Below are 13,249 nucleotides of genomic sequence, written 5' to 3' on the forward strand. Positions count from 1 at the left end.
TAATGAGAAAAGTGGTAAAGCGTGAATACTTTTAAAATCAAATGCAACATCTTTAGTTCTTATAAGGATAAATCCTTAAAAAAAATGTTCTAATGACTGTATTGAATATATGAACAAGATCATGTCTTATTTGTGAAATAGATATGAAATATAACTTTTAAATTAGAGTGGAGGCGGTAAGATCTTTCTTTTCTTCTTTGAGATATGGGGAGAAGAAATTGGTCGTATCAAAAAAGTCGTTTATAAGTTTTCATTATTGTTTCAAATATAGAAATATTGAAGAGCTTTTATTAAAATGGGGTGTAAAAGTAGGTCATATCTTCCTCAATTCTTGGTTTTTGAAATATGCATCTTTAATGGGAAAATGTTTGCAAAGTTTTAGGCAATCGCATTCGCATTGTGACTTCATTTGTATCGATAAGATTTATATCAAAGTTGAGCGTCAGTAGAAATATCTTTATCGGACTATTGATAAACATGGTGTTTCCATATGATGCTTAAGGTGTCATCGAGCCATTTGTGGTAATAGCGTGCTTCTTCGTTTGAGTCATGAACAGAGAAAATAAAACCAGGATATCCACCGAATGCTGGTGGAGGTGGTGAAATATGATCGGTTTCAAAGAAAATGATAGTTCTAGCAGTTAGTGGATGCTGTGCAACCTTATCTAGACCTGAAAATCCGGAAAACCTTCCATGACCACGAAGAGGAATAATGTAATTTGCCGCCACTTTTTCAGCTGGGAGTATATCGGGAAGGTCTAAGTTTTGTTCAGCTAAAGCGGCATTCATACATAGTTTTGCAAATGAAATCCCTGTACCTTGCTCCACAATAAAATGGGAAACACCTGACCCACCTATACGAGCGCCGATCTCAATTACATAAGGTAAGTTATTAGCATCTAAGCGTAGCTCTACATGGGCAGCTCCCATGTTTATACCAAGAGCTTTAACTCCAGAGCATGCAGCCTCACATAAAGCAATAATTAAAGGATCATCTATATCACGGCGTTGACGATAAATTGTTTCTTCGAACCATGGTCCTTCAGGCTGTCCCTTGTCTCCAATAGCTAGAACATGCACACCTGCTGCATCGACAAAGCATTCCACAACAAACTCTTTTCCTGGTAAATACTGTTCTACTACTAAACCTAAAGATTTATTGTTATCGTTGAAACGTGCCATATCTTTATGCTGAACATTCCATACCGCTTTGATGAGATCAGGAAATTCTTCAGAATTTTTAGCTAACATTACGCCTATACTACCGGCTCCAGAAACGGGTTTAATGACTAGCGGCCAGCCTAAAGTATGAGCTTGTGATAGATCTTCTGGATTATCTATATAAAAAAATCTTGGTGTTCTCAGCCCTGCTTTAGCAAAAGCTTGACGCATTAGATATTTGTTTCGGGTTAATGCCGCTACTTCTGGCTCAATACTGGGAGTATTGATTTTTTTTTGCAGCTAAAGCTGTCCATAGGATGGCTTTTTCGAAAAGGGTCATAACTCCACCAATATTGCGTTCTTTCACTCCGGCTGCAAAAGTGTCTAGGGCTAACTCTGGATTATCAAAAACAGGAAGTTGCCAAGTTGAGGTTACTGCCGCTGGTAGCTGAATAGGTGCACTTTCAGCAATATCATAAATCATTATTAATTCGATGTTAGCTGCTTTTGCAGCTTCAAATATAAAGGGTATTTTTGTATTACGCTGACATACTAACGCCAGTTTTTTCATTTTATTTTTTCCTTATAATTTAGAATTTTTGGAACGGTGTTTTAGTTGCTATCCAGATACTTTTGACGCGTCTATAAATTAAGAGTATTATCCCTATAACAACTACAATCATAGCAATTATTTTGAGAGCACTTAGAGAAGTGCTCGAACCGATTATCCGTTCACATGCTACGACTGCAAAAGGAGCTAATACGCCGATAGTATTGGTGTATAATACGTCTCTTTCGGCTAAAACTTTTTGGTACAATACGTAACCTAGTGATGATAAAAAAGCTCCTAAAATCAATATCCTAAGTATGTCTTCTAACTTAAGATATAAGAGTGGGGTAGGATCAAAAATAAATAATGGCATAAATGATGCTGCAGAAATTGTCGTGATCCAAGCCAGTGAGGTGAGCAAAGGTAGATTTTCAAGATAACGTTTAGACAATAAGCCATAAGCAGAGTAAGAAAGTGCTGCTGTTAAGGCAAGAGCTATTCCTATTAGGCTGTAATATCCACGCTCTGCACTGTTTATATTAAATGCTATAGCTGCTACACTGACAATTATCATACCGATAAGTTTTAACCATGAGAACGTAAGGCTATTCGTCAGTGCACCCAATATGTAGGTAATACCTGGAATAGTAGCGAGAGCCATAGTTAAATCACTGGCTTTGAGCGATTTTAATGCACCAAAGCTGCATACAAAATATAACGAGAATCCTAACACTGATAGAATTAAAAAAGAAGGTATCATGGAAAGCAATGGTAGGGATCTGAAAACAGCTTTCTCACGAAATACTGCAATCAGCCATAAGGTGGCAGCGGTGGCAAACAACCTAAGTCCAACCGCATGCATGACGGGTATATTGCTAACCAAATTCTTAGATAATAACCAACTTATGGAAAACAATGCTAGAATGGCAAAAGTAAATAATAGTAACCGTCCTTTTATAAAACTCAATGATTTAATCCCCTAATCACTCGCTGTGCATAATATGATGTTGAAAAATTAAATCGTGACTGTGAAGTTTGCGGCTTACCAAGATTATTTTGGATATAATCCTTAGCTCCTGCCAAATAAGCGTCATCATCTAATGTTTCAAGTGCTTCTATATCTGCTATCATCAATATTATTACTTTTTCAAGACGCTCCAAATCAAATTGAAGATAACCTTGATTTGTTTCAATCAATGCTTTGTTCCGCGTTAACATTTCAAAAAGCAAGATCCCTGTACCAGCATCGAATGTCATATGCTGATCAGAATCTTTTGGATAACGGAATATGCGTTCTAATAGGATAAATTCAGTTATTTCTTTCCAAAATTTTGGATGATTTTGTAGCATAATACGCACTGTAATTAAATCAACTTTAGTTTCTTCTAGAAGACCTGTGAACCAATTTAATTTTATATACAGATTTTTATCTAATGGCCGCGGTCCAGTATGATGTGCATAGTCATGGTAATAGCCCCACAAACAGCGAGCATCGTAAATGTCTTCTTTAGATAAGTTACGACTATGCAATTGACCGAACAGAAATTTACTATCTCGACCGAGTAAACGTTCAGCTTCCACAATTGTTTGCTTGTTGTAAATATCAAAGAATTTACTGAAAAAAAACAAAGCAAATGCTTGCTTATCAATTTTCTTAGCAGTCGCTACAGATTCTGGGAATAGAACAATGCAATTGCCTTCTAAAAAACCTCTTGACGCTATTCCCATTTTTATACATTGAAATGGTGATACATAATTATTTGTATATTTTGAGGCGTCAGCAAGATAGTCCGTTTCATGACGATATCCTGTAACTAATTCCAGCCGGAATCCTTCTGGATCAGGTCCATTTGTTGCACGCATTGGAGCCAAGAAAAACAAGGGAGCATCTGGTAATGGGGCTTTGAAAGCAGCCAAAGTGTTATCAAATTTAGGAGGGGTCGTTAAACCGCTGATCATCCACTGATGAAGATCATCAGAAATGGTCGCTAAAAGTTTTGGAGATAATCCGTCAAGAATATTGGCATGGTGGTTCAGCAGAGTAATCAATTCATTGATCATATTACTATCTACCGAAGTTGGTTCCTTAATGCTCCCATCTCGTTCTTGGCGCATACGGAATTTGTCAACCAAGTTAACAATGGAAAGAAGCGCTTCAGATTTTTTCATGATTAGTTGACTTTAGTGAGTGGAGCAAAAAGGCCATTGGCACTTGTCCAAAATTTTCGACAATACTCAGCCTATAGCGATTTGCCGCAACCGATGTTGTGATACAAGCATCGGCTTTTTCAGCCTTACAAAGAACGGCTGCATCAGCATTGCTGTTGGCAAATACTTTGTCATATTGATGAGCTACCAGAGATTGCGGGGCAGGATGAGTCGCTACGGTTTTAATTTCATCAATGTTATTGCGTTTAGCTAAAACCATAGAGTGAGTAGGCATGATAAAGCTGTCAAATAATTGCATATTACTTAAACGGGTAAATATGAGTGTATGCAAATCAGGGTAAGCAGCACAGCTTAAGAGATATCCATCCTTTTTCTGAGCAAGTTCATTAAAGGCTCTTTTAAGAGTTGCGTATAAGATAATACGTGATTCTAAATCAGCGGAAGAAATATTTTGATTGTGATTGTCAAGCCACTATTGTGCTGCAGCTGTGCAGTTAGTATCTGCAAGGACAAGTGTATAGATAAAAGTATTATTTTCAGATTGTATGACTTATATACTTTTTAAGTATAAGAATATATTTAATATAGTGCAATATGTGAAGTATATCAATAAAAATAAGTTAAATAATTTAGTGATTTACAAAATATATGTATATGTGAAAGAAAATTGTGATATAATTTAGCCTTATCATTATCCTATTATGCCATAAAACATCGTCGTTTAGGATAGTAATTGAGCAGGAAAAATTCTATGCAGGGTATTTATTGGATATGTTAGAGAATTATTGGAATGGTTAAGCGAAGGTGAATGACACGTAAACCGTACTGCTCTATCATTTTTTTGATGATGAACTTTTTTGTTTTAATATTTTGCAAAAATTGTTTTTGAAGCTGTCCGTATCGATAACATTATTGTAGGTGGATAATAAGCAAAATGGTAAATCATGATTACCTTCACCATCAAATTCAGTATATTCAGCTTTTTAATTAAGATAATATTTTAAAAATTATTCTATAGTCATGACTGTATTGAATATATGAAAAGATATTATCATTGTCTTGTTTGTAAAAGAAACATGAAATATAACTCTTAAATCAGATTGGGATTGGCAAGGTCTTTTTCCTTCTTTGAGGCATGGGAAGGTCGGATTAAATTTTATTAAAGTATATAAAACATTCGTTTTCTTGAAAAGATCAGAGGTAAACAAATATGCGTGAGATTTTGGATCATTTTGATATGCCATTGAATAAGAATAAAAAGAGTTCTGTTCAAAAGATTCAAAATCTTTCATGTCAGCCGCACCCAAAACGATTTTATAGACAAGTGAAGATTGCTTGTGAGGAAGGGAGTTTTACTATCTTATTAGATGAACGTCCCGTTAAAACGCCTGCAAGGCGTCGTTTTCATGTGCCAACAGAAGTGTTTGCTGAATACGTTGCTCAAGAATTTGAGAGCCAAAAGCACGTTGTTGATCCTGTAAAAATGCCGATGACGCGTTTGGTTAATACTGTTATTGATGGTATTGCTGATGATATGCAGGTTGTTTTTGAAGATTTATTGCGTTTCGTTGCGTGTGATATGATCTTTTATCGTGCACAGACACCTAAAGAGCTGGTGCAAAAACAATCTGAACAATGGGATCCTTTATTAGATTGGGCAGAAAAAAAACTGGGTTCAAGGTTTTATTTGACAGAAGGGCTGATGCATGTGGAACAATCACCAGAAGCACTTCAAGCTGTGAGTTATTATTTACGTAGCGTTGAGTCTCCTTATATGCTTGCTGCACTTCATATGATGACAACCTTAACGGGATCTGCTCTCATTGCTCTTGCTGTTGCTGCGGGAAATATTGATGCTGATCATGCTTGGTCTATTGCTCATTTAGATGAAGATTGGATGATGGAACAATGGGGAATAGATAAAGAAACAATGGTGCGTCGTGCTCATAAAAAAGTTGAATTTAAGGCTGCGGCTACAATTGTTACAACTTGCTTATAGGGGTAAATCTTTTATTTACGTGCATTCTTTTCGCTCAGAGTATTTTTGTGACTTTTTGAGGATTGATTTTTACTTTTTCAAGTCCAGGAAATAGTTCATTGGTTATGTTTAAGAGCGTTTCGTCATTACCGCGGATAAAATACCATTGGTTATCGTGAAGTAGGGCAATAATTTCAGTGTGAATAGAGCACTTTTTTCCAGCATTTGTTGTGGTTACAAGTTCCACGGGTATAACAAAATAAGGGGTGCCATTATCAAGTGTACCTTCACGTTTTTGTTTTTGGTCAATGTTGATCGTTTCAATCTTGTAACTTTCTGCCAACCGTTCTATTTGGCTTTTCATGATTTGTCGAAATTGTGATTGACTAAGATTTTTTTTGGCGGTTAAACGGTTGATGATTTGGGGAGGAATAGCATTTAAGATGGCATTTGCATCGGCATTTTTAAGTGCTTTACTATAAGCGGATGTCGCTTTTTCAAGGGCAGTGAGTTTTTGATTGGTTATTGTATATGCTTGAGTTGTTGATGTGATAAAGACAATGCATAAAAGAAGGGGAACGAGAAAACAAATTCGCGGCATTAGAAACCTTGTTAATTCATTTGAAGAGATTCAACACATTATAAAGGAAAAGCAGATGAGCAAAAAGCCTCTTGCGCTTTTGCATGAGAAGAATATCCACAAAAATGGAGGCTTTTGCCTCCATTTTAAAAATCAAAAGAATGCGTATTGATTGTTTAAACAGAATAGTACATGTCAAATTCAACAGGATGGGGTGTTGTTTCGTAGCGCAAGACTTCTTGCATCTTTACTTGAATGAAGGAATTAATCTGATCATCATCAAAAACGTCGCCAGCTTTAAGAAAGCCACGATCTTTGTCAAGTGCTTCAAGCGCTTCACGCAGACTTCCTGAAACAGTAGGGATTTCTTTGAGTTCTTTTAAGGGAAGATCATAAAGATCTTTATCCATAGCATGTCCGGGATGAATTTTGTTTTTGATGCCATCAAGACCAGCCATTAAAAGTGCTGCAAATGCCAAATAGGGATTTGCTGTTGGGTCTGGAAAACGAACTTCTACGCGTTTTGAATTTGGTGAGGAGCTCATTGGGATACGGCAAGATGCAGAACGATTACGTGCTGAATAGGCAAGAAGAACAGGGGCTTCATAACCAGGAACCAAACGTTTATAGGAGTTTGTGGATGGGTTGGTAAAAGCATTGATTGCTTTTGCGTGCTTAATAACACCACCGATAAAAAATAAACAGGTTTCTGATAGTCCGGCATATTCATTTCCTGCAAAAATGGGTTTGCCATCTTTCCAAATGGAGATGTGAACATGCATTCCAGAGCCGTTATCACCAAAAACTGGTTTTGGCATGAAGGTTGCTGTTTTCCCATAACTGTTTGCTATTTGATGTACAACATATTTAAAAATTTGCATCTTGTCAGCCTCGCGAACGAGTGTATCAAAACGAATACCCAATTCATGTTGGCCTGCTGCTACTTCGTGATGGTGTTTTTCGACCTGTACGCCCATATCTTTGAGTGCTGTGAGCATTTCAGAACGCATATCTTGGCAGGAATCAATCGGCGGAACAGGAAGGTAGCCCCCCTTTATTCGTGGGCGATGTCCTAGATTGCCTGTTTCATATTCCGTATCATCATTGGAGGGAAGTTCACTTGAATCGAGTTTAAACCCTGTATTGTAAGGATCCGTTTTATAGCGCACATCATCAAAGATAAAAAACTCTGCTTCTGGACCTACATTGATTGTATCTCCAATGCCTAAAGATTTCATATAAACCTCAGCCCTTTTGGCAATAGAACGAGGATCTCTACGATAAAATTCACCAGAGACAGGATCAAGTACATTACAAAATATGACCAAAGTAGATTGAGCAAAAAAAGGATCAATATGTGCTGTTTCTGGATCTGGCATTAAAACCATGTCAGATTCATTAATTGTTTTCCAACCAGCAATTGAAGAACCATCAAACATGACACCATCACTAAAAGTATCTTCGCTGATCTCTGCGATATCCATTGTAATGTGATGCAATTTTCCTCGTGGATCAGTAAAACGTAAATCAACAAAACGGATTTCGTTGTCTGTAATCTGTTTGATAATATCTGATGCGGTTGTCATATTCAATTTCCTTAATATGGCGTTGAGATAGATAAAAAAGTGAATTTTCTCGTTATTTATTAAAGGGCATCGATACCGGTTTCGTCCGTGCCTATACGAATGGCATCATCAATGGAAAAGACAAATATCTTTCCATCTCCTATATGTTTTGTTTGAGCTGCTTTACGTATTGCATCAACAGTTTGTTCTAGTTTTTCATCGGACACAACAATTTCAATCTTTACTTTAGGTAGAAAGTCAACAACATATTTCGTGCCACGATAAAGTTCTGTATGTTCCCTTTGACGACCAAAACCTTTCGCTTCTGTTACTGTAATACCATGTAACCCAATTTTTTGAAGCGCTTCTTTCACTTCATCAAGTTTGAAAGGTTTTATAATGGCTTCAATTTTTTTCATGCTGAAATTATCTCCAACGTTATTTTGTCTTTTTAGACTGCATCACATTATATTGACAACTGTAAGATGTCCAACAGATACTTTGTGCACAAAAAGTCGAAAATAATGACACTCTATACTCTTTTAGGAGAGTTTCTTTTGTAGAATAAAGTCAAATACTGTTTTTTTGGAAAAAATCTTACAATTCTTGTACAAGAATTAAAATAATATAATAAAAAAGTTTTGTTTCTTTTTTGTTAGATAATACGTTGACTTATAATGATAATTCGACGTTTTCTACACTGAATGAGAAACTCTAATAGCGTAAGATTTTCTCATTTTAGATCTTTTTATCGTCAATCAATCAAAACGATGCCTTTGTATATCATGAATAGTACGAGTGTGTGGATAAAAATATTTGAAAAAAATAAAATGCTTTTTATGAAAGCTTTCGATAACTAAAGGTTTTACAATATTAGGGAGTAGGGGAAGACAAATATTGGAAAAGATGGTGGTGTACAATAATGGATTTCTCATTATAGCATTAGGTGCCGTCGTGAAATGGGCTTGAGAGCGTTGAGAAATATTTCTTTAAAACAGATGTGTGAATTGGCAACGCAAATATATTTTGTTTGGGGCGTTTTGTCTCTTCGTGAGGAATGTGATTCCATTAAGGAACGCGATAAACAAAAGCGTGAAGCAATGGGCACTCTTTATTATAAGATACTGCTGCGGATGCCTTTGAAAATCGTAAAGATAAATTAAAAGGAGATGTAAAGATAGGAACTTAATTTATCCCCTTAAAACTTCGTATTCTTTCCAAATTGGGCTGTTTGGCCGTTTCAGATATAAAAAAACAGAGAATAAATACGCAATTATGCGCGCGTTCCTATGGGCAATACGAAAACTGAAACAGCTTATAAAGCGCTAACTTGTTTCAGTCTTTGCTTTAAACATGTTGCACCACTGGAATTTAGGTGTTGGTGTTTACAGGTAACAATAAAAGTACAGGCTTTGTTCGTATGCTGTATTTACAATGGAAAGCGTTTTTAAGAATTGGAATTATAGAGAGAGGGGCGCAGTAAAACATCTTTTAGAAATTTTCCAGTATAGGAAGCGGGAACCTTAATGATGTCTTCAGGGCGTCCAATTGCAACAATTTCGCCACCACGATCTCCACCTTCTGGTCCTAAATCAATAATCCAGTCGGCTGTCTTTATAACATCAAGGTTATGTTCAATGACTATAACTGTGTTGCCTTGCTCGACTAGTTCATGCAGCACTTCAAGAAGTTTGGAAATATCGTGAAAATGTAAACCTGTTGTTGGTTCATCCAAAATATAGAGTGTACGTCCTGTTGTTTTACGTGAAAGTTCTTTCGCAAGTTTCACACGTTGTGCTTCCCCACCAGAAAGTGTGGTTGCTTGCTGTCCTACTTTTATGTAACCTAATCCTACTTTAATGAGAGTTTCCATTTTATTATGAATAGCGGGAATAGCTTGGAAAAATTCCTCTGCCTTTTCAATTGTCATATCCAAAATATCGGCTATAGACTGTCCTTTGAATTTTATTTCTAGTGTTTCTCGATTATAGCGTTTTCCTTTACAGACATCGCAAGTAACATAGACATCGGGTAAAAAGTGCATTTCAATTTTTATGACTCCATCACCTTGACATGCTTCGCAACGTCCTCCTTTAACATTAAATGAAAAACGCCCAGCTTTATAACCACGGGCTTTTGATTCTGGAAGATCGGCAAACCACTCACGAATCGGTGTAAAAGCGCCTGTATAGGTTGCGGGATTAGAGCGTGGGGTGCGTCCAATGGGGGACTGGTTGATATCAATGACTTTATCAAGAAATTCTAATCCTTCAATTTTGTCATAGCTGGCAGGGCTGTGATGAGAGCCCATGATATGATGTGAAGCTGCTTTGAAAAGCGTTTCAATAAGAAATGTTGATTTTCCTCCTCCAGAAACACCGGTTACGCATGTGAAGGTTCCAAGAGGGATGTTCGCATTGATATTTTTGAGGTTATTTCCCTTGGCGCCGATGATTTTAAGTGTTTTCATTTTTGATATTTTGCGTCGCTCAGCGGGTATTTTAACAGCCATTTTTCCTGAAAGGTATTGCCCTGTGAGAGAGGCTGAATTTTCTATAATTTCCTGTGGTGTCCCTTGCGCTATGATTTCTCCACCATGAACGCCCGCGGCAGGGCCCATATCGACAACATAATCTGCTGTGAGAATAGCATCTTCATCATGTTCAACAACAATAACTGTATTGCCAAGATTGCGTAAATGACGCAGCATTTCCAAAAGGCGTTCATTATCGCGTTGGTGTAAACCGATAGATGGTTCATCTAAAATATAAAGAACGCCTGTAAGACCAGAACCAATTTGGGATGCTAACCGAATGCGTTGGCTTTCTCCACCTGAAAGCGTTCCTGAATTTCGAGACAAGGTAAGATATTCCAATCCTACATGATTTAAAAAAGCTAAGCGTTCGCGAATTTCTTTTAAAATACGTATGGCGATATTACGTTGTTTTTCTGTGAGATATTGATGAATATTGGCAAACCAATCATCTGCCTTTAGAATAGAAAGATCTGATATTTGCCCAATATGCATTCCGTGGATTTTTACAGCAAGTGCCTCTGGTTTTAAACGATAACCATGACAAGCTGGGCAAGGCGAAGAAGACATATAACGTTCGATTTCTTCTCGAGACCAAGCAGAATCGGTTTCTTTCCAGCGTCTCTCCATATTGGGGATGATTCCTTCAAAAGGTTGGGTCGTTTTATGCGAACCAGAATTATTTTTATAGATAAAAGAAATTTCATCTTTTTTTGTACCGTAGAGAATAGCCTGTTGTGCTTCATTAGAGAGTTCACACCATTGATCTGTGAGTTTGAAACCGTAAGCTTTTCCTAATGCTTCTAAGGTTTGTCTATAATAAAGTGAATCCGATTTAGCCCAAGGAGCAATAGCTCCATTCTTTAGGGTAAGATTTTTATTTGGCACAATTTTTAGTGGATCCACTGCCTTTTTGATACCCAATCCATCGCAGAGAGGACAGGCCCCAAAAGGATTATTGAACGAAAAAAGGCGAGGTTCAATTTCAGGAATAGAAAAACCAGATATAGGGCAGGAAAACTTTTCTGAGAAAATGAGCCGTTTGTGTGTATCATTTTTTGATTTATGAGCAGATTCTTTTGTCGTTTCTTTTTGTGTCAAAGGTTGGTCTGCCATTTCAGCTATGGCAAGTCCATTTGCTAGTTGTAAACAGGTTTCTATACTATCAGCCAAGCGAGAGGTGATATCCTTTTGTACAACAATGCGGTCTACCACGACATCTATGTCATGTTTATACTTTTTATCAAGAGGTGGAATGTCAGGGATTTCATAAAATTCGCCATCAACTTTAGCTCGTTGAAATCCTCTTTTTAAAAGTTCTATTAGCTCTTTTTTATATTCTCCCTTTCGTCCTCGCACCAAGGGTGCCATAATAAAAATTCGTGTTCCTTCTGGTAAGGACATAATTTGATCCACCATTTGGCTTACGGTCTGGCTTTCAATAGGAAGTCCTGTCGCTGGAGAATGAGGAATACCAATACGTGCAAAGAGAAGACGCATGTAGTCGTGGATTTCAGTAACGGTACCTACCGTTGAACGAGGATTGCGACTGGTTGTTTTTTGTTCAATGGAGATAGCTGGAGAGAGACCGTCTATGCGGTCTACATCGGGTTTTTGCATGACTTCCAAAAATTGGCGTGCATAGGCTGAAAGGCTTTCGACATAGCGGCGTTGTCCTTCAGCGTAAATTGTATCAAAAGCTAAGGATGATTTTCCTGATCCGGAAAGTCCTGTTATAACAATAAGTTTGTCACGAGGCAGATCGAGATCAATATTTTTAAGGTTATGCTCACGTGCACCGCGAATGGAGATATATTTTTGATAAGTCATATTTTATCCTTGGCATATGTGACAAAAACTGAGCGCCTAAAATGGAATAAAACTGTTTTTTAGAATTACAATGTGTTTAACTGCTTTAATGTTAAAGGAAGGTATAAGTTTTGTGAAAAGAAAAATACAAATAAGCAGCTTTTTATTCTCTCGTGGTGGAATAAACTATGCGTCTTTATCATCTTTTGTTATAATTACACGGATACAATATTGGGAAAGGATAGCAATATCCATATTGAAGGTCAATTGCAGACATGTAAATTGAAGGTCGAGATGGTTATAACTGTTATAAAACAGAGTATTTTACGAATTAAAATTTTGGAGTTTATGCGATGGCTGGTAGCCTTAATAAAGTTATTTTGATTGGTAATCTTGGTGCGGATCCTGAAATCCGCCGTTTGAATTCTGGTGACCAAGTGGCAAATTTGCGTATTGCTACTTCAGAAAGTTGGCGTGATCGGAATACAAATGAGCGAAAAGAACGCACTGAGTGGCATAATATTGTTATTTTTAATGAAAACCTTGTCAAAGTTGCAGAGCAATATTTAAAAAAAGGCAGCAAAATTTACATTGAGGGGCAGTTACAGACACGAAAATGGCAAGATCAAAATGGAAATGACCGTTATACAACAGAGGTTGTTTTGCAAAAGTACCGTGGCGAATTACAAATGCTTGATGGGCGGGGAGCCGCGGGCGGGGAGCAAGGAGCAAGTCAAGGGGGGAGTTATAGTGGTGGCTTTGCCGATAGTAACTCAAATCAGAGAAATACGTTTGGTCAAAATAATAATCAATTGGGAGAAAATTTTTCACACAAATTAGATGATGACGTACCTTTTTAAGAGTCTTTATTTGTCGTATTATGATTACTTTATGATTTGTTTGT

11 protein-coding genes are annotated in these 13,249 nt (G+C 37.1%); 2 read left to right on the top strand and 9 right to left on the bottom strand.

All coding sequences use genetic code 11. The annotated features are described in order from the left end of the window. Window positions 1-465: 465 nt before the first annotated feature. Genes ACFIKB_RS04480 through ACFIKB_RS04500 form a run of 5 tightly spaced genes read right to left on the bottom strand, consistent with a single transcriptional unit; the run spans window position 466 to window position 4,178 of the window. Window positions 466-1,392, bottom strand: a complete 927-nt coding sequence (locus ACFIKB_RS04480; protein ID WP_375652936.1) for an acetyl-CoA carboxylase biotin carboxylase subunit family protein — start codon at window positions 1,390-1,392, stop codon at window positions 466-468. Window positions 1,393-1,429: 37 nt separating this feature from the next. Continuing rightward, window positions 1,430-1,732, bottom strand: a complete 303-nt coding sequence (locus ACFIKB_RS04485; protein WP_375652937.1) for a hypothetical protein — start codon at window positions 1,730-1,732, stop codon at window positions 1,430-1,432. 19 nt (window positions 1,733-1,751) lie between these two features. Continuing rightward, window positions 1,752-2,678, bottom strand: coding sequence for a DMT family transporter (locus tag ACFIKB_RS04490; protein ID WP_375652939.1), 927 nt, complete (start codon window positions 2,676-2,678; stop codon window positions 1,752-1,754). Continuing rightward, entirely contained in the window at window positions 2,675-3,880 is a 1,206-nt protein-coding gene (locus ACFIKB_RS04495; RefSeq protein ID WP_375635870.1) for a DUF6421 family protein, read from the bottom strand. Before ACFIKB_RS04495 ends, ACFIKB_RS04490 begins: the two co-directional genes overlap by 4 nt. Next, complete coding sequence (locus tag ACFIKB_RS04500; RefSeq protein ID WP_375644746.1) at window positions 3,867-4,178, bottom strand: prephenate dehydratase domain-containing protein; 312 nt, start codon at window positions 4,176-4,178, stop codon at window positions 3,867-3,869. The genes ACFIKB_RS04495 and ACFIKB_RS04500 overlap by 14 nt, the downstream gene beginning before the upstream one ends. A gap of 912 nt (window positions 4,179-5,090) precedes the next feature. On the opposite strand from ACFIKB_RS04500, the gene ACFIKB_RS04505 reads away from it, so the two are divergent. Further along, window positions 5,091-5,879 (top strand): ATP12 family chaperone protein, encoded by a 789-nt coding sequence (locus ACFIKB_RS04505; RefSeq protein ID WP_375635872.1) that lies wholly within the window; start codon window positions 5,091-5,093, stop codon window positions 5,877-5,879. A 34-nt stretch (window positions 5,880-5,913) separates the two neighbouring features. Here ACFIKB_RS04505 and ACFIKB_RS04510 read toward each other — a convergent pair whose 3' ends face one another. From ACFIKB_RS04510 to uvrA, 4 genes are all read right to left on the bottom strand, one after another. After that, entirely contained in the window at window positions 5,914-6,459 is a 546-nt protein-coding gene (locus tag ACFIKB_RS04510; RefSeq protein WP_375635873.1) for a hypothetical protein, read from the bottom strand. A 155-nt stretch (window positions 6,460-6,614) separates the two neighbouring features. After that, a complete protein-coding gene (gene glnA / locus ACFIKB_RS04515) occupies window positions 6,615-8,024 on the bottom strand; it encodes a type I glutamate--ammonia ligase (protein WP_015856529.1) in 1,410 nt (469 codons plus the stop codon). A 59-nt stretch (window positions 8,025-8,083) separates the two neighbouring features. Continuing rightward, window positions 8,084-8,422, bottom strand: a complete 339-nt coding sequence (locus ACFIKB_RS04520; protein ID WP_015856528.1) for a P-II family nitrogen regulator — start codon at window positions 8,420-8,422, stop codon at window positions 8,084-8,086. 1,028 nt (window positions 8,423-9,450) lie between these two features. Continuing rightward, on the bottom strand, window positions 9,451-12,366 hold the full coding sequence (uvrA, locus tag ACFIKB_RS04525) for an excinuclease ABC subunit UvrA (RefSeq protein ID WP_375635874.1): 2,916 nt from the start codon (window positions 12,364-12,366) through the stop codon (window positions 9,451-9,453). Between the two features lie 332 nt (window positions 12,367-12,698). Between uvrA and ssb the strand changes: the two genes are divergently transcribed. Then, a complete protein-coding gene (gene ssb / locus ACFIKB_RS04530) occupies window positions 12,699-13,205 on the top strand; it encodes a single-stranded DNA-binding protein (RefSeq protein ID WP_375633841.1) in 507 nt (168 codons plus the stop codon). The last annotated feature ends 44 nt before the right edge of the window (window positions 13,206-13,249 follow it).

This window comes from Bartonella sp. MR110HLJHH, assembly GCF_042194225.1.
Taxonomy (GTDB): domain Bacteria; phylum Pseudomonadota; class Alphaproteobacteria; order Rhizobiales; family Rhizobiaceae; genus Bartonella; species Bartonella grahamii.